We start from the raw sequence: 16,424 nt of genomic DNA, 5'->3' as shown, positions 1-16,424 counted from the left end.
TACTTTTGAAGAAGAAGTTAGCCGCCGCACTACTCAGTTTTTCTATTATGCTAACCATTGGAGCAGGAAGCGCTTTTGCCGATTCCAAAATGGATAAAGTCATCGATAAGGCCATCGGAACCAAATATGTTTCCGGCGGAGTATCGACTAACGGCTTTGATTGCTCCGGTTTCACCATGTACGTGTTTGATAAGATCGGCATTAACCTGCCGCATCAATCCGGCTCCCAATACCAGATGGGTACTGCGATCTCCCGTGATAATCTGCGGGAAGGCGATCTTGTATTCTTTAATACAAGCGGCCGCGGCGTATCCCATGTCGGCATTTATGTCGGTGACGGCAAATTCGCACATGCTTCAAGCTCAAAGGGCGTAACCATCAGCTCGCTGAGTGACAACTACTACGTCAACCGCTACGTTGGCGCCAAACGGATCATGAGCACAGATGCTTACCATGCAGTTGCAACGGATGCCGAAGATAACGATGATGTTCAATAAGTAACGATAAGACAGGCGCTTTTCCAGGATTTTTGCCGAAATCTTGGAGGGCTCCTGTTTTTTTGTCTATAAAATTACTTACCCCTTCCCTCATGCATAAAACAGCTTAAAACCCATTTTTCTGCGTTTTCATAAAATATTTTTGGCGGTTTGTCAAGTTTCTGCTGCCTGCGGCAAATTCCTGAGTTGAACACGCCCTCTTTTGTATATAATTAAATATACACATATAGCAAATTGCAGCATTGGAAGGAGGCCTGTGGCCTTATGAGCAGTTCCCCTGTTACATTTCACGTTGTACCGATGGACACCAGCCATGCTGAGGATATCTGTACCTGGGATTACAGGCCGCCCTATAACATTTACGGTTGGCTGCCCTGGGAGCAAATGCAGGCGCTCGGTATTGAATTCGGTGACCCGGTATTGCGCAGTGAGCAATATGTATCCGTTGTAGACAAGACAGGCAGCCTCTGCGGCTTTGCGCAGCTGTTTCCGATGGAAGGCGTGGTCCGGCTCGGCATAGGCATGCGTCCCGAGCTGTGCGGACATGGAATGGGTCATTCTTTTATGAAAGTAATCGTGCAGGCTGCCATCAGCAGATTCCCTGACCGTGAGATTGATCTGGAGGTACTGACCTGGAATCAGCGTGCTATACGAACTTATCAGAAATGCGGCTTTACGATCACCGATACATATGAACGCCGCACTCCCACCGGGGATAAGCCCTTTTACTGCATGGTCTATAATCAATGACAGCGGACCTTCCGTTATGTGGTCTGCAACTGCGGATTTTGTTCATTTTTTTGACACAAACTCTATGATAACGCTTTACCATTCTGTATAATGAAGGAAGCAGCTTACATGGAGGGGACGGATGAAGATGCAGAAATGGATCATGAGCGGTTTGTTTTTTGCCGCCTGCGCCTTTGCAGTAGTACTCTTGTTCACATTGCCCGGTAAAGAAAAGGTCGCGGAAGAGAATAAGCCTGTAATGCCTCAGGTAACCCTGGATGCCGCTGGTGCGGAGGCCGTGGTCAAAGCCAATTGTATTTCCTGCCACGGTGATCAGCTTCAGGGCGGTGCCGGCCCAAGCCTGCAGCATGAAGGAAATGAGCGGGACGCCGAGGGCATATACAGCATCGTCTCTAAGGGCCGCGGGCAAATGCCGTCCTTTAAGGATAAGCTGGCCCCGGAGGAGATTGCCAACATTGCCTTGTGGCTTGCAGAAAAAAAGTAAATTACCCATATTCATTTAAAATGCCCGTATAAGGACTCAAGCCGGTCCTCGTACGGGCATTTTTGGTGTAGCCGTTATATTAATACCGTGTCCTAACGTGTTTTGTCAAAGGCTTCATTGAATTCATTAGCCTGGCGGATATCAAGGGCCGCAAGACCGTTCTCTTCTTTTGCCGATAAGCGCAGGATGACGGTTTTGTAGTCAATGGTGATATGCGGATGATGGTCAAAGGCTTCCGATATGGCTGCTACCTCGTCCACAAAAGCAATGCCCTTCATAAATTCGCTAAACATGTACTTGCGCACCAGAGTCTCCTGCTCCAGCTTCCAGCCCTCCAGCTTCCTTATCTGTTCACGCAGCTCTTCCACTGATAATTGCAATTTGCTTCCTCCCTTACTTAATTAGCAGTAAAGTCCGTATGCCTCAGTTCTTTACCTGTTCCATTAGCCTTAAACAAAACATCCCTCAGCTTCTGAAAGTCCAAGGGATGCGCCAGGATGAAGGCTTTTTTTCGGTTTAATGTATTCTGAATTCCCGGCAAATAGCACTCGTCGCATCAATTTTACCACGTGCGCAAGGAGGCGGGCAAACCGGCCTCCCTTGGCTGCAGCACTTTTAGACCAAAACGACCGAAGCCAGGTCCTGTTCGCCGAGCAGAATGTTGATCCGGTGCGTCTCCTTGTCATAGATGACCACTCCGCTGCCCACGTGAATTACAGGCTCATTGCCAAGCCCGTAGAACAAATCCTCTGCGAGCGCTTCCCATACCTCCAGCTTCGATTCCTGCGGCAGCTCCTGCCACTCGTCCGGCTCCATTTCAAAAAATACATAACTGTCTGAAATCCGGCTAACGGCCTCCGTCAGCTCGTTCAGGATCTCACTGTAATCTCTGCCATGCTTAACACCCACGTCTATCACTCCGTTTTCTCCACAGATGAATAATAACTTACCCTATCTATTATAGCCGAAAAAATGACTTCACAAAAAAGGGAATGCTGTCGATAAATAAGAATATACGATTTATAGCAATACAGGGTGTCCCACCGCTGTTCAAGGATGATATATGCGGATATAACGGATCACTTCTTAATTCTCATGGACGAGGTGCATAATGGAATTATCAACAATACTCGGTTTAGTCTTTGGTCTGGTTGCAGTTCTCTGGGGCATGGTGCTCAAACACGCTCCGCTCTCAAGCTTGAATAACCCCGCAGCTTATGTCATCATTTTTCTCGGTACAGCAGCGTCTGTATTCATGGCCTTCCCAATGACTGATATTAAGAATATTCCCAAATTGTTCAAGCTGCTCTTCATTCAGCAAAAAATGGTGCAGAAATCAGAGCTGATCACCACTTTCATGGAATGGGCATCCATTACCCGCCGTGAAGGACTGCTCGCGCTGGAATCAAAGGTCGATGAGATTGAAGACGATTTTTTGAGAAACGGCATGCGGATGATCATCGACGGCAACGATCAGGAATTTGTCCGCGATGTATTAATGGAAGATATTCACGCTACGGAAGACAGACATAAAGCGGGTGCACTGATCTTTTCCCAGGCAGGGATGTATGCTCCTACACTCGGGGTGCTCGGGGCCGTTGTCGGTCTGATTGCCGCCCTTGCGGATATGAGTGACATGGATGTGCTTGCCCATGCGATTGCAGGCGCGTTTATTGCTACGCTGCTTGGTATCTTTACCGGTTATGTAATGTGGCATCCCATGTCCAACAAGCTTAAACGTATCTCCAAAAAGGAAATTCAGATCCGACTGATGATGGTCGAGGGGCTGCTCTCTATCCAGTCAGGAGTTTCAACCATTGCAATTAACCAAAAGCTCTCTGTCTTCCTTACACCAACAGAACGTGCCAAGTTAAATAAGGAGGGCGGCGCTAGTGAGCAAAAAGACTAGGCATGAGGAACATGAGGAACATGCCGACGAATCCTGGCTGTTGCCTTATTCCGACTTGATGACTCTGCTGGTCGCTTTGTTCCTTGTTATGTATGCAATGAGTGCTACTGATGCCAAGAAGTTTGAAGAGATGAGTCAGGCATTCAGCTCCGCCCTGAACGGCGGAACAGGTATATTGGACCAGCGTTCAGCTACTCCTACCGAGTCACAGCTGGATCAGGGTAAGAATGATAAGATGGACAACGTTGTCGCCCCGAACACCGGAGAGTCCGAAATTGCCAAGCTGCGTAAGCAGGAGCAGCAGGACCTTGAGAAGCTCAAGAAGCAGTTTGACCAGTATATCGAGAAGAACGGGCTTACTGACCTGCTGAGCACCAAGCTGAACCAGTCACAGCTGATGATTACAATCAGTGATAACGCCCTGTTCGCCTCAGGCCAGGCAGTGGTTAAGGATGAATCCCGGCAGCTGGCCAAATCGATTTCCAGTATGCTGCAGCAATTCCCGGATTACAACGTGCTGGTTCAGGGACATACCGACAATATTCCGATTTCCAACAATAACTATTCATCCAACTGGGACCTCAGCGTAGACCGTGCCCTGCACTTCATGAAAATCCTGCTGCTGAACCCGAATCTGGATCCGGTTAAGTTCAGCCCGATCGGTTACGGTGAATACCATCCGATAGCTGATAATGCAACTGCTGCCGGACGGGCCAAAAACCGCCGTGTAGAAGTCTCGATCCTGCGGAAATACACAGATTCAGCTGAAACAACAAGCGTTACTCCGCCGACATAATAGACAGAGCTGCAAAAGAGCTGTTTTCCGGGATTACCCGTGAAAACAGCTCTTTCTTTGATTTACTGCTATTGCAGCTCATAACTGAGCATGGCTCCCAGCTCCTGCTTCTCCTGCGTGCTCAAATCCCGCCATTGGCCCGTCTTCAGGACACCCAGGTGAATATTCATAATCCGGATACGCCGCAGGCTTCTGACCTCATAACCAAAGGCACTGCACATCCTGCGGATCTGCCGGTTCTTGCCTTCGGTCAGGACAATGCGGAACTCCCGCTCCGATATCCGTGTTATTTCACAGGGAAGAGTCTTGCCGCCAAGAATTTTCACCCCGCTGGACATGCCTGTGAGGAAGGATGTAGTAACGGGCCTGTCTACAGTGACCACATACTCCTTCTCATGCTTGCCTTCAGCCCGCAGGATTCTATTAACAATATCGCCGTCGTTAGTCAGCAGAATTAAGCCTTCTGAATCCTTATCGAGCCTTCCGATTGGAAAAATCCGCTCCTGATGGCCGATAAAATCAACAATATTGCCCTGAATATGGGCTTCTGTGGTTGAGGTAATCCCCACCGGCTTATTTAAGGCGATATAAACCACCTGGCTGCCCGTTACAAGCGCCTTACCATCAATCAGCACCTGATCTCCCTGAACAGCCTGGCTGCCTAATACAGCCGTTTGTCCGTTGATAGTAACTCTTCCGCTCTCTACCAGCTTGTCTGCTTCACGGCGTGAACAGTAGCCTGTCTCACTGATGAACTTATTAATTCTCATTTCTGTCCTCACTCCGTTCCTTTTTCAATCCTTACATCAGGCCTGATTATATAATACTGGCAATATGATAGTGATCTCAGCCCCGCTGCCGTACTCGCTGCTGATTTCCATAGCGCCTTTGTGGGCATGGATGATCCGCTGGCTAACCATCAGCCCGAGCCCTGTTCCTGTCTCCTTGTTGGTGAAGAAGGGCTCTCCCAGCTTAGGCAGCATTTCTTCCGGGATTCCTTCGCCTTCGTCTGAGATTACAATGATAACAGAATTTCCTTCAATCCGCTGCGAAACGGTAATGGTACCGCCTTCGGGCATAGCCTCAATGGCATTTTTAACGATATTGATAAAGACCTGCTTCAGCTGATTCTCCTCACAATGGACTATTGCGGGCTTCCCGGACAGCTGTGATTCAAATTCGATTCCGAACAGATGCGCCTGGCTGTCCAGCAGGGAAATAACATCATTCAGGATATGCCTCACATCCTTCTCCTGAAAGTGCACCGCCTGCGGCTTGGCCAGAATCAGAAACTCACTCACAATCAGGTTAATCCGGTCAAGCTCAGACAGCATTAGCTCAATATGCAGAGGTACAAGAATGCCCTTCTCCCTCTGAAGCTGCAGGAATCCGCGAAGTGTGGTCAGCGGGTTACGGATCTCATGGGCTACTCCTGCCGCAAGCTGGCCTACCGTCGTCAATTTCTCCGAGCGTCTGAGCAGCTCTTCAATCCGGTTACGTTCGGTCATATCACGTGATACATGAACAAAGGCCTGAGGCTGGCCTTCCTCATCCCGGATCATGGATGTACTCACGCTGACCTCTACTACCGATCCGTCGCGCTTCAGCCTGAGCGTCTCCACCGGCGGCAGGACAGCTCCAGCCCTCAGCTCCTGCAGTCTCATATCCTCCTGCTTCTGTACGGTTGCCGGTACCAGATAAGGCAGCTTAATCCTCGCATCCGCTGCATTCCAGCCGTAGAGCTTCTCAAAAGCCATATTCGTACTGGTAATCCGCCCCTCCATATCAACTGTGTGGATGGCATCGGATGTCCCGTTAATGACCGACTCCAGGTGCTCCTTTACAGCCCGGTTCTCCTCCAGCGCCCGTCCAAGCTCATTGGTATGCTCATGCAGGTGAGCGGTCATCGCATTAATCCGGCTGGCCAGCTGGCCCAGCTCATCCCCGCTTGCTACGCTTAGCGGGGATTCGTAATTCCCCTTGGCTACATCATTAACCTTCCGCAGAATAGCCTTAATCGGTCTCGTAACAATTCCGGACAGTACATAGCTGCAAATGAAAAAAATGATTAGCAGCAGCACCGAGGTTGTAATATTACTGACAAGCTCCTCTTTGATTACAGAGGAAATCACCGAATAATCCATAACTACGCTGATGACATAGTCATCGTTACCCGGAAGAGCAACCGGGATAAAGCTTTTTAGCACTCTTTTCCCCAGGGCTGAAGTATCGATTGTAACCGGAGCATCCTTCCGTATCGCCGTCATCATAGCTGTCTTATCCTCATCAATGTTCCCGAAAATATAAGTTCCGAATCGGATGGGGCGGTTGCGCAGCTTATGATTCACGCTGTCTGTACCGTCCGGCTGCATAGACTCAGAGCCAAAGGTCTTCGGATTCATCCCCGTAATCTCCAGAAGTCCGGGATTGACCTCCTTGGAGCGCCGGACAATCTCCTCAGGCTCCATAATCCTCACATAGTCACTAACCGCTGTGCTGCGAATATAAGGGTCTATAATATAGTTTCTTGACGGGTCACGGTAATATCCCCACTTCTCTATAAACTCAGGATTTGAGGTTGAGAATTCAAACGGCCCTGACCAGAAGTTCTCAAACGTCTGTCCCTGCTGAACCGATACCTTCTGTCCCGCAAACAGCTCAAGAAAAGCCACATACCAAAAACCCATGCCCTTGGTAGACAAGCCAAGTTCGGCAGGATCTGAGGATTTAGCCACTATGATGTCATCATCAGTCTGGACAAGAAGCGAGATGTTAGATACATCCAGCTTGTCCGACAGGTGCTTCAGCTGTGAGTTGCTTACATTATTAATATCCGGATCAAGCTCTCCTGCTGCCAGAATGGCCGCAAGGCGCAGATTCTGGGCTATCTGCTGCTGGACATAATTCGAGCTGTAGTTGCTCTGCTCGACAGAAACAGCAATTTGCATGGCCGTGGTCTTCATATTATTTTTGCTCTCTGTAAGCAAATTATTACGTGCCGCATATAGATTCAGCGTCAGATTAAGCCCCAGTATCAATAACACTGAACCAAAAATGATCGCTGACAATTTAGTTTTTATGGACAAGCTGTATATTCACCTCTTATCAGCTGGTAAAAAAATCAAGCAGGTGGTTCATAAATATCATACCTTCTGCCCCTCTATTTGAAAAGAGCCTTCAAGAGTCTCTTATCCCCGGACAGACATTGTATTTTGGAGGCAGTTTCTCTACAATAATGAAGGAAATAATGAACACTATCCACAGGCTATTCACATATAAACATTTTATTAAGTGTAGATGTGCACAAAATTGTGTATAAGTAGCCTGTTATCCACAGAGTTATGCACAATTTGTTCAGAACGAATATTTGTTCGTTGTACAAGGATTGCTATAGGAAAGGAAAGATGAGCTTGAATATTCACAGCAGTGAATTGCCGGAGAGTGAACGGAGCCTTCATGAATTCTGGATGAACGAGGCGATTGCAGAAGCGCATAAAGCGGAAAGCTTAGGCGAAGTGCCTATCGGTGCAGTCATTGTCCGCTACGGGGAGATTATCGGGCGCGGCTACAATCTGCGGGAAACAACACTGGACTCTACTGCGCATGCCGAAATGGTGGCGATCCGCCAGGCAAGCATTGCGCTTAATTCATGGAGGCTGCTGGACTGCCAGCTCTATGTTACGCTTGAGCCTTGTCCCATGTGTGCAGGGGCGATGGTCCAATCCCGGCTGCCGCTTACTGTATATGGAACCACAGACCCTAAGGCGGGCTGTGCAGGCACCCTTATGAACCTGCTTGAAGAACCGCGATTCAATCACAGGACTGAAATTATTCAGGGGGTACTTCAGGAGGAATGCGCTGAGCTGCTCACCTCCTTTTTCCGCCAGCTGCGACGGAAGCCGCCCAAGTCTTAACGGATGAACATCTGTGGCAGTTGACTGCTTAAGCTTCTTGTTACACAATATTATTCATGCTAAAAGGAGGTTTTCCCGCCATGGAGCTCACGCTCAACAATCATACTCAAGGTATTTATCTTTCTCTTTTGCAGCTGCAGGATGCCGATAAACTGCTCCAGCTGCGCCTGCGTAACCAAGCACATCACCAGCCGTATGAGCCGCTGCGTGAAGCAGACTATTATACACTTGAAAGCCAGAAGCTGCTGCTAAGCCAGCGTCTGAGCGATGCCGAACAGGACAAGGCTTACATGTTCGGTATCTTCCTGGCCGATGGGCAGCTGATTGGCCAAATCACCCTCTCCAATCTGGTGCGCGGAGTTGCGCAATATGCAGACCTGGGATATTTTATAGATTATGCTATTCAAGGCAGGGGACATATGACGGCTGCTGTAGGAATGGTTCTGGATTATGCTTTCCGTGCACTTGCCCTGCACAGGGTTCAGGCGTCAATACTGCTTCATAACGATGCTTCACGGCGGGTGCTGGAGAAAAGCGGATTTCAAGCGGAAGGTACCGCCCGCCGGTATCTTAAAATTAACGGGGAATGGCAGGATCACCGGACGTATAGTATTCTCGCGGATGATTCACCGGCAGACAGGCCTGTGCTCTGAGTTAACAAAAGAAAAGACCTGCAGAAGTGCATTTCAGCACCTGCAGGTCTTTTCTGATAGATAAAAATTAGTACGTGCTCATTGCTCCAAATTGCTGCTGAAGCTCTTCCATTGTTATGATATCCCCGTCCTGCGGGATACCGATCACGAAGGTTTGCTTCTCATTGATTTTGCTGTACTGGTTGCTTCCGGTCAGAGACAGGTTAATGTTCTGTCCTTGCTCCGGATTTTTAACTACAACATCCATGAGCAGGTTCTGATACTCAGGGAAGTCATCTCCGTTAAGGGCTGTATTCAGCTGGAAGTTGTTAACGGTCAGATAGGAATCCAGATCAGCTACACTCTTGTCGAACTCTGCCCGGGCTTCACCGGACTGCAGCTCCTGCTTGACCTCTGCCAGTTTGGTGTCGTCAATTTTCAGCAGCTCTTTGTACTCCTCTTTATTCAGAACATCAATAACTTTAGGAAGCGCATTGTTTACCAGGATGGTCAAGGCTTCCTTGACATTGCTGTTCGTCACCTGGAACTGAACGACCTGTTTGGCATCTACCTCTTCAGGTATTCCCGCTTCTTCAGGCTTTACATTCTTGAAGTAGGTCTCCTCGTCATATTCGCCAAGCAATGTGCTCAGCACTTCATTAGAGAGATCCTGAACCTTTTTGGTATCTATGGTCGTGCCTGGTGTTACAGCAACTCCTTGCTGCGCAGCCAGCTCCTGCGGATCAAGCTCCAGGAACTTGCCTACGACCGTCTCCGGAAGCGGCAGGAACGGAATGGACGGGATTTTGACATACATCTTGTCACCGGTCAGTACCATCGGAATGTTGAAGGACATCGCCATGTCCCCCTTCAAATTCAGCACCATTGTTAGTTCAGTCTGCATCGGCTCAGACTGATGAACTGCATTGATGGAAATATCTGCGTTCTGCAGCATATTAAGCACCATACCCGTAGTATCATCATTGGCGCCCGCAGGTGCATCAATACTCAGCTTGTTTACGGTAAGTACACTCTTCATTTCATAAGAGTTCATCGTTAAAGCCTTGCTGGCAGACGACGATATTGCCTCTTTAGGTGATTCTTTACTTGCACATCCAGGTAGAATTACTGCAGCCGTTAGCAGCAATGCTGCAGCTGATAGCCCCCACTTTTTAATCATATTGTTCTCCTCTCCCATGTAAAAATATTACTTCCCCATGTTAATGATAAACCAATTAGTAAATACGAGAAACATTACGTTTCACATATCGCTCCGGTTCCACTCTATCCCTGCGGGTTATTATGGTCCACATGATTGGCCTGTTTTACCTTTTTGGAGCCGGATAACGGCTTGGGTCCGGATGAATGACGCTCGTTGCCGGACTGCTGATTATTGTCCGCTCCAGGTACGGGCATACTTTTCGGCTTGCTCATTTTACATCTCCTCCTAAGGGTTGGTCAAATTCTGCAGCGCCTGGGCGCATTCATGAATCCGTCTGGTATATTGCTGCGCCAGCTGCTGTACAGCATCAGTACGCTCATCCGTATGCTGCCCGCCCTGCTCCACATCAATTAAATTTACGGCAACCTCCCGGCTGTCCACATAGGTACAGCGGAAGTCCAGAGAATAAGCCTGATGGCCGGCCGCGTTGAAATGAATAAGCAGACTCCCCGGATCTGCCGCATCCCCCTGCAGGCTGAAGCTGTCGCCGTCTTTCATCAGCTCAGGCAAACGTTCCTGCCAGGCTGAAACAAGCGTGTTTTGGTCTAACTGCATGTCTCGGTTCATTGTTAGTATCATCCTCCTTCTCTATTACATTGCGGAGAAGTGCGGATTTTTATTCCTGTTTGCCGAATACAAAAAAGCCGTTCTCCTTAGAGAACGGCTTCTATCTGCATATCAATGACTTTAAAGGAAATGGCGGAGAGGATGGGATTCGAACCCATGTGGGCTTGCACCCTAACGGTTTTCAAGACCGCCCCGTTATGACCGCTTCGGTACCTCTCCATAATGCATACGAATTTCACATGCATTAGGAATTATACCACACACCCTGATTAATATGCAAGTATTATTGAGAAACTTTTGGACTGATTACTTTTACGTTCCGCATATACGGCTGAAGTACTTCCGGAATCAGCACACTGCCGTCCTCCTGCTGGTAATTCTCCAGGATAGCTGCCACAGTACGTCCTACAGCGAGTGCCGAGCCATTCAGCGTATGAACAAACTCCGGCTTCGCTTTAGGCTCTTTGCGGAAACGGATATTGGCCCGGCGGGCCTGGAAATCCTCTGTATTCGAGCAAGAAGAAATCTCACGGTACATGCCGCTCTCCGGCAGCCATACTTCCAGATCATACGTTTTAGCTGAAGTAAAGCCCATGTCCCCCGTACATAGTCCCAGTACGCGGTATGGCAGCTCCAGCAGCTGCAGTACGCGCTCAGCGTCCGCTGTCATCTTCTCCAGCTCCTCATAGGAGGTATCCGGCGTAGTGAGCTTTACAAGCTCTACCTTATTAAACTGATGCTGGCGGATAAGACCACGGGTATCGCGGCCTGCCGAACCTGCCTCAGAACGGAAACAGGAGCTATAAGCGACAAAATACTTCGGCAGATCTGCAGCTGTCAGAATCTCTTCGCGGTAATAGTTAGTGACCGGTACTTCAGCAGTCGGGATCAGATAGTATTCTGTATCACGCAGCTTGAACAGATCTTCCTCAAACTTCGGCAGCTGGCCTGTACCAAACAGGCTGTCTTTGTTAACGATTTGCGGCGGCAGCATTTCTTCATAGTTATGCTCCCCGCTGTGCAGATCCATCATAAAGTTAATCAATGCACGTTCGAGGCGTGCTCCAAGGCCTTTATAGAATACGAATCTGGAGCCGGTAACCTTGGCCGCAGCTTCAAAGTCCAGGATATCCAGCTGCTGCGCAAGCTCCCAGTGGGATTTGGGCGTGAATCCGAACTCACGCGGCTGAGCCCAGCGGCGGACCTCGACATTTTCCTCTTCAGATTTGCCTACAGGCACTGAAGCATGAGGAATATTAGGGATGCTCATCGTCAGTTCATCAATCTGTACTTCTAGCTCGCGTACTTCATCATCCAGCTCTTTAATCCGGTCAGATACAGTACGCATCTCTGCAATCAGATCGTCAGCCGGCTCACCATTCTTTTTCTTCTTGGCTACATCGCCTGAAACGACATTGCGGCGGTTCTTAAGGCCCTCTGTTTCCTGCAGCAGTTCACGCCGGCGCAGGTCAAGCTGCGGGAATCCGGCAATCAGGTCAAGCGATTTACCCCGGTTGTTAAGCGCTTCTTCTACTTTAGCGTAGTCATTGCGCAATACTTTTACATCTAGCACAAAGTTTCCCTCCTGAAAACAGCCTAAACCCTTTCAAATTGCTGTTTACAGCATTGAAAGAGTCAGATTGTCCTTATATGCAGTTCTATTGTTTGGCTGCAGCCCTTGCCTCTACCATATCGGCAAAATATTGATGCAGCCGGTAATCATCTGTCAGTTCCGGATGAAAAGAGGATACCAGCAGGTTGTCCTGGCGTGCTGTGACAATCTCATTATTATAGACTGTCAGCACATCAACACCAGGACCTACTTCGCTGATCAGCGGAGCGCGGATAAAGACGGCGCGGACCGGCTCGTTAATTCCTTTTACATTCAGGTCACATTCAAAGCTTTCCCGCTGACGGCCAAAGGCATTCCGGGCCACGGTAATATCCATCAGCTCCAGATGAGCGGTTTCATCTCCGGCAATTCTCTTTGCCAGTACAATCATCCCGGCACATGTACCAAATATTGGCTTACCCTGGTTAGAAAAGTTACGTATTGCTTCAATAAAGCCGTACTTGCGCATCAGCTTGCCAATGGTTGTACTCTCACCGCCGGGGATAATCAGGCCCTGAATTTCCTCAAGCTGCTCCACGCGCTTAACAGGCAGCCCCTGTGCACCAGTCTTCTCTATGCTGATAATATGCTCAGTAACAGCGCCTTGCAGCGCCAGCACTCCTATTTTCATCCGGACAACCTTCTCTCTATTAACGGCCGCGTTCTGACATGCGCTCAGCCGGGGTCAGAGTGGCAATATCAATGCCCTTCATTGGAGTACCCAGGTTCTTGGATACCTCAGCAATCAGCTTGTAATCTGTGAAGTGAGTGGTTGCTTCAACGATTGCACGGGCAAATTTCTCAGGGTTATCCGATTTAAAAATACCGGAGCCGACAAATACGCCGTCTGCACCCAGATGCATCATCAGCGCAGCATCCGCCGGTGTGGCAACTCCGCCTGCGGCAAAGTTAACCACCGGGAGCTTACCCAGCTCATGAACCTCGAGCAGCAGCTCATAAGGTACACCAAGGGTTTTGGCTTCGTTGTACAGCTCGTCCTTAGACAGGCCGGTCACTTTGCGGATCTGGCTGTTAATAAAGCGCATATGCCGCACAGCTTCGACGATGTTGCCAGTTCCCGGCTCACCCTTGGTACGGATCATGGAAGCACCTTCATTAATGCGGCGCAACGCCTCTCCGAGGTCTTTGGCTCCGCATACAAAAGGAACAGTGAACTCGCGCTTGTCAATATGGAATACTTCATCAGCAGGGGTAAGGACTTCGCTCTCATCAAGGTAGTCCACGCCGAGTGATTCAAGCACCTTAGCCTCAACATAATGACCGATACGTGCCTTTGCCATCACAGGGATGCTAACAACCTTGAGTACTTCTTCCACAATGGTTGGGTCAGCCATCCGGGCTACACCGCCTGCTGCGCGGATATCAGAAGGAACCCGTTCAAGCGCCATTACAGCTACTGCACCTGCAGCTTCGGCAATTTTCGCCTGCTCAGCATTCATAACGTCCATAATGACGCCGCCCTTTTGCATTTCTGCCATACCTCTTTTGACCCGCGATGTTCCTGTTTCCATGTCCCCAGCCCCCCGATTATCTAACTGTATCTAGCTAATTTTAGAACAGATCCTTAATCCCTGTAAACAGATCACCGAAAAAATCACCAATTGCCCTCATCAGCAGCTTGAACCAGCCGGCCTTCTCTGCTTCCTCTGCTGTAATCAGATTAACTGTTTTTTGCTGCACACTTTCCATGCCTTCAATCTTATAGCTATAGGTTACTTTACCAACAGCAGTAGCATTGGCAATAGGAGCAACTAGTGTGGAGGCATCATTAACAGCAACTGCTGTTTCCACTGCAGGGTTCACTGTTCCTTTTGGCACCATGAAGGTTACACCGGCGTCTGTGACTACAGGTACGCTTTCGCTTTTCCCCTTTTGCACAGGCACGGTTTCATTCCCGGAGATAACAGATTTTGCAGCTACAACCTGCTTGATTTCAAAATTATTAAAGCCAAAGTCAAGCACCTTCTTTGTCTCTGTGAAACGGTGCGCCTCAGAGTCTGCCCCCATTACCACACTGATCAGGCGCATGCCATCGCGTACAGCCGTACCGGTGAAGCAGTTACCTGCATTGGTAGTATGTCCTGTCTTCAGTCCGTCAAGGCCCGGATAGGCATATGCCTTAAAGTTCGCAATATCCTTATTGGCTTCGAGCATCCAGTTGTAGTTAATCATCGGCTTGGCATCACGCTCACGGAACTTATAGGATTGAATCGTTGTAAATTCATTAAAATCAGGATGTTCCGTTACAATAAATTTAGCAAGAATAGCCGCATCCATTGCAGACATAACTGTCTCCCGGTCTATTTCCGGCCGGTACTTGGCAGGCATATCAGCCCGGTCCAGACCGGTGGAATTAATGAAATAGGCTGTCTTCATCCCCATCTTCTGGGCCGTCTCGTTCATCAATGCCACGAATTGCTGCTCCGAGCCGGACACCAGCTCTGCCAGAGCAACTGTAGCATCATTAGCGGAACCTACTGCCATAGCTATGTAAAGCTCTTTAACCGTATGTTGGTCCCCCTGCGCCAAGAAAATTCTTGAGCCGATCTGCTTGGCCGCATTCTCCTGAACCGTTACGATCTGGTCCCAGGAAATTTGGCCATTATTAACGGCTTCGGTAACAAGATATTCTGTCATCATCTTGGTCATACTCGCCGGAGGCATAGCCTGATCTGCATTGAGCGAGAGCAGGACTTCACCTGTAGTAGGCTCAATCAACACAGCAGATTTTACGTTCAGTCCAAGTGATTCCACGGTTGGAATCTTTACAGCTGCCGTATTTGCTGCGGGAGTACTTGTTGCTGCCGTGCCTGATTCGCTGGTTACCGGAGTCTGTACCTCGGAGGCAAAAACTGCGGAACTTACTGGAGAAGCTAACATATTTAAAAGCAGACCTACTGTCGCTGTCTTGATCACAAATTGCTTGCTGCTGAATTTACGCTTGTGCTTCAAAATTACTACTCTCCTTTAATCCTCATATCCATTGCTTGTTCTATTCTAACACAGGGGTATCTGCAAAAAAAGACAGACAGTGCGAATTTCGCCCTGCCTGCCCGTATTTTAGCAAATTAGCCCGATTATAAGGAATAGTTAGGTGCTTCCTTAGTAATCTGCACATCATGCGGATGACTTTCGCGCAGCCCTGCTCCGGTAATCCGGATAAAGCTGGTATCATTACGCAGTTCAGTCAGATTCCTGGTTCCGCAGTATCCCATGCCTGAACGGAGTCCGCCAATCAGCTGGTGAACTGTATCGGAAAGAGGCCCTTTGAATGCGACTCTTCCTTCAATGCCTTCCGGAACAAGCTTCTTGTCATCATCCTGGAAGTAACGGTCCTTACTGCCCTGCTTCATAGCACTCATACTACCCATACCGCGGTATACTTTAAACTTACGTCCCTGGTACAGCTCCGATTCTCCCGGGCTTTCTTCCGTTCCAGCGAACAGGCTTCCCATCATAACTGCAGAGGCTCCGGCAGCAATCGCCTTTGTAATCTCGCCTGAATATTTGATCCCGCCGTCAGCAATAATCGGTACTCCGTATTCGCGTGCGACTGTTGCACAGTCATAAATTGCCGTAATTTGCGGTACGCCGATACCAGCAATAACGCGGGTTGTACAGATGGAGCCTGGCCCGATACCTACCTTAACAATAGATGCGCCTGCTTCAATCAGATCACGGGTTGCTTCACCTGTTGCCACATTGCCTGCTACGATGGTAAGATCCGGGTATTGTGCACGCAGATTGCGTACTGCTTCAATAATATTAATGTGGTGTCCGTGTGCGGAATCCACGACTAGAAGATCGACTCCGGCTTCAACCAATGCCTGGGCGCGTTCTGCTGCATCCTTAGATATACCGATAGCCGCACCTACAAGAAGGCGGCCCTGCGCATCTTTGGCTCCGTTAGGGAACTGGATGGCCTTCTCGATGTCTTTAATAGTAATGAGGCCTTTGAGGATATTGTTATCATCGACCAGCGGCAGCTTCTCGATCTTATGGCGCTGCAGCATAACCTCT

General features: G+C 49.0%; 19 protein-coding genes and 1 tRNA gene (1 of these 20 cut by a window edge). 7 read left to right on the top strand and 13 right to left on the bottom strand.

Annotated features, from left to right (window positions below):
- Positions 1–5: 5 nt before the first annotated feature.
- From R70331_RS00495 to R70331_RS00485, 3 genes are all read left to right on the top strand, one after another.
- Positions 6–497 (top strand): C40 family peptidase, encoded by a 492-nt coding sequence (locus R70331_RS00495; protein WP_042171936.1) that lies wholly within the window; start codon positions 6–8, stop codon positions 495–497.
- 264 nt (positions 498–761) lie between these two features.
- Positions 762–1,247 (top strand): GNAT family N-acetyltransferase, encoded by a 486-nt coding sequence (locus tag R70331_RS00490; protein WP_042171934.1) that lies wholly within the window; start codon positions 762–764, stop codon positions 1,245–1,247.
- A 127-nt stretch (positions 1,248–1,374) separates the two neighbouring features.
- Positions 1,375–1,731, top strand: coding sequence for a c-type cytochrome (locus R70331_RS00485; RefSeq protein ID WP_042181948.1), 357 nt, complete (start codon positions 1,375–1,377; stop codon positions 1,729–1,731).
- Positions 1,732–1,823: 92 nt separating this feature from the next.
- Here the strand turns inward: R70331_RS00485 and R70331_RS00480 are convergent, their stop codons facing one another.
- On the bottom strand, positions 1,824–2,111 hold the full coding sequence (locus R70331_RS00480; RefSeq protein WP_042171933.1) for a 4a-hydroxytetrahydrobiopterin dehydratase: 288 nt from the start codon (positions 2,109–2,111) through the stop codon (positions 1,824–1,826).
- A 235-nt stretch (positions 2,112–2,346) separates the two neighbouring features.
- Entirely contained in the window at positions 2,347–2,640 is a 294-nt protein-coding gene (locus tag R70331_RS00475; RefSeq protein ID WP_039868947.1) for a hypothetical protein, read from the bottom strand.
- Positions 2,641–2,842: 202 nt separating this feature from the next.
- Here R70331_RS00475 and motA point away from each other — a divergent pair, with 202 nt between their 5' ends.
- The gene (motA, locus tag R70331_RS00470) at positions 2,843–3,640 is read left to right on the top strand and encodes a flagellar motor stator protein MotA (RefSeq protein WP_042171931.1); all 798 of its coding nucleotides are present in this window, start codon (positions 2,843–2,845) and stop codon (positions 3,638–3,640) included.
- Entirely contained in the window at positions 3,624–4,436 is an 813-nt protein-coding gene (motB, locus tag R70331_RS00465; RefSeq protein WP_042171929.1) for a flagellar motor protein MotB, read from the top strand. Before motA ends, motB begins: the two co-directional genes overlap by 17 nt.
- Positions 4,437–4,504: 68 nt before the next feature.
- On the opposite strand, the gene R70331_RS00460 is transcribed toward motB, so the two are convergent.
- Both R70331_RS00460 and R70331_RS00455 read right to left on the bottom strand, forming a co-directional pair.
- Entirely contained in the window at positions 4,505–5,206 is a 702-nt protein-coding gene (locus R70331_RS00460; protein ID WP_042171927.1) for a pseudouridine synthase, read from the bottom strand.
- A gap of 36 nt (positions 5,207–5,242) precedes the next feature.
- A complete protein-coding gene (locus R70331_RS00455) occupies positions 5,243–7,522 on the bottom strand; it encodes an ATP-binding protein (protein WP_042171925.1) in 2,280 nt (759 codons plus the stop codon).
- 318 nt (positions 7,523–7,840) lie between these two features.
- Here R70331_RS00455 and tadA point away from each other — a divergent pair, with 318 nt between their 5' ends.
- Both tadA and R70331_RS00445 read left to right on the top strand, forming a co-directional pair.
- The gene (gene tadA / locus R70331_RS00450; protein WP_042171923.1) at positions 7,841–8,350 is read left to right on the top strand and encodes a tRNA adenosine(34) deaminase TadA; all 510 of its coding nucleotides are present in this window, start codon (positions 7,841–7,843) and stop codon (positions 8,348–8,350) included.
- 80 nt (positions 8,351–8,430) lie between these two features.
- Positions 8,431–9,003: a GNAT family N-acetyltransferase gene (locus R70331_RS00445; RefSeq protein ID WP_042171921.1), complete on the top strand. Its 573-nt coding sequence runs from the start codon at positions 8,431–8,433 to the stop codon at positions 9,001–9,003.
- 67 nt (positions 9,004–9,070) lie between these two features.
- Here R70331_RS00445 and R70331_RS00440 read toward each other — a convergent pair whose 3' ends face one another.
- From R70331_RS00440 to guaB, 9 genes are all read right to left on the bottom strand, one after another.
- Positions 9,071–10,162 carry a hypothetical protein gene (locus R70331_RS00440; protein ID WP_042171919.1) on the bottom strand — a complete coding sequence of 364 codons (1,092 nt, stop codon included), beginning with the start codon at positions 10,160–10,162 and terminating at the stop codon, positions 9,071–9,073.
- Positions 10,163–10,266: 104 nt separating this feature from the next.
- Entirely contained in the window at positions 10,267–10,416 is a 150-nt protein-coding gene (locus R70331_RS00435) for a small acid-soluble spore protein P (protein WP_042171917.1), read from the bottom strand.
- 13 nt (positions 10,417–10,429) lie between these two features.
- Positions 10,430–10,771 (bottom strand): hypothetical protein, encoded by a 342-nt coding sequence (locus R70331_RS00430; RefSeq protein ID WP_042171915.1) that lies wholly within the window; start codon positions 10,769–10,771, stop codon positions 10,430–10,432.
- A gap of 130 nt (positions 10,772–10,901) precedes the next feature.
- A tRNA-Ser gene (locus R70331_RS00425) sits at positions 10,902–10,990 on the bottom strand.
- A gap of 64 nt (positions 10,991–11,054) precedes the next feature.
- Positions 11,055–12,344, bottom strand: coding sequence for a serine--tRNA ligase (gene serS / locus R70331_RS00420; protein ID WP_042171913.1), 1,290 nt, complete (start codon positions 12,342–12,344; stop codon positions 11,055–11,057).
- A gap of 85 nt (positions 12,345–12,429) precedes the next feature.
- Positions 12,430–13,014 carry a pyridoxal 5'-phosphate synthase glutaminase subunit PdxT gene (gene pdxT / locus R70331_RS00415; protein ID WP_042171911.1) on the bottom strand — a complete coding sequence of 195 codons (585 nt, stop codon included), beginning with the start codon at positions 13,012–13,014 and terminating at the stop codon, positions 12,430–12,432.
- A gap of 19 nt (positions 13,015–13,033) precedes the next feature.
- Positions 13,034–13,915, bottom strand: a complete 882-nt coding sequence (gene pdxS, locus R70331_RS00410) for a pyridoxal 5'-phosphate synthase lyase subunit PdxS (RefSeq protein ID WP_042171909.1) — start codon at positions 13,913–13,915, stop codon at positions 13,034–13,036.
- 40 nt (positions 13,916–13,955) lie between these two features.
- Positions 13,956–15,359 (bottom strand): D-alanyl-D-alanine carboxypeptidase family protein, encoded by a 1,404-nt coding sequence (locus R70331_RS00405; protein WP_042171907.1) that lies wholly within the window; start codon positions 15,357–15,359, stop codon positions 13,956–13,958.
- Positions 15,360–15,481: 122 nt separating this feature from the next.
- On the bottom strand, positions 15,482–16,424 hold the 3' portion of the coding sequence (gene guaB, locus R70331_RS00400; RefSeq protein ID WP_042171906.1) for an IMP dehydrogenase. The gene runs 515 nt beyond the window's last position; 943 of the gene's 1,458 nt are visible here — the last part of the coding sequence; its start codon lies beyond the right edge, outside the window; its stop codon occupies positions 15,482–15,484.

The organism is Paenibacillus sp. FSL R7-0331, assembly GCF_000758645.1.
GTDB classification, from domain to species: Bacteria; Bacillota; Bacilli; order Paenibacillales; family Paenibacillaceae; genus Paenibacillus_AQ; species Paenibacillus_AQ camerounensis.
The sequence above is the reverse complement of the archived record's forward strand: the minus strand, read 5'-3'. Positions and strand labels throughout refer to the sequence as shown.

Bases quoted from the DNA above. Each gene is read 5' to 3' on its own strand.
- R70331_RS00490 (WP_042171934.1), top strand. From the start codon at position 762: ATGAGCAGTTCCCCTGTTACATTTCACGTTGTACCGATGGACACCAGC.
- R70331_RS00485 (WP_042181948.1), top strand. From the start codon at position 1,375: ATGCAGAAATGGATCATGAGCGGTTTGTTTTTTGCCGCCTGCGCCTTT.
- motA (WP_042171931.1), top strand. From the start codon at position 2,843: ATGGAATTATCAACAATACTCGGTTTAGTCTTTGGTCTGGTTGCAGTT.
- R70331_RS00460 (WP_042171927.1), bottom strand. From the start codon at position 5,206: ATGAGAATTAATAAGTTCATCAGTGAGACAGGCTACTGTTCACGCCGT.
- tadA (WP_042171923.1), top strand. From the start codon at position 7,841: ATGAGCTTGAATATTCACAGCAGTGAATTGCCGGAGAGTGAACGGAGC.
- R70331_RS00445 (WP_042171921.1), top strand. From the start codon at position 8,431: ATGGAGCTCACGCTCAACAATCATACTCAAGGTATTTATCTTTCTCTT.
- R70331_RS00440 (WP_042171919.1), bottom strand. From the start codon at position 10,162: ATGATTAAAAAGTGGGGGCTATCAGCTGCAGCATTGCTGCTAACGGCT.
- R70331_RS00435 (WP_042171917.1), bottom strand. From the start codon at position 10,416: ATGAGCAAGCCGAAAAGTATGCCCGTACCTGGAGCGGACAATAATCAG.
- R70331_RS00430 (WP_042171915.1), bottom strand. From the start codon at position 10,771: ATGAACCGAGACATGCAGTTAGACCAAAACACGCTTGTTTCAGCCTGG.
- pdxT (WP_042171911.1), bottom strand. From the start codon at position 13,014: ATGAAAATAGGAGTGCTGGCGCTGCAAGGCGCTGTTACTGAGCATATT.
- pdxS (WP_042171909.1), bottom strand. From the start codon at position 13,915: ATGGAAACAGGAACATCGCGGGTCAAAAGAGGTATGGCAGAAATGCAA.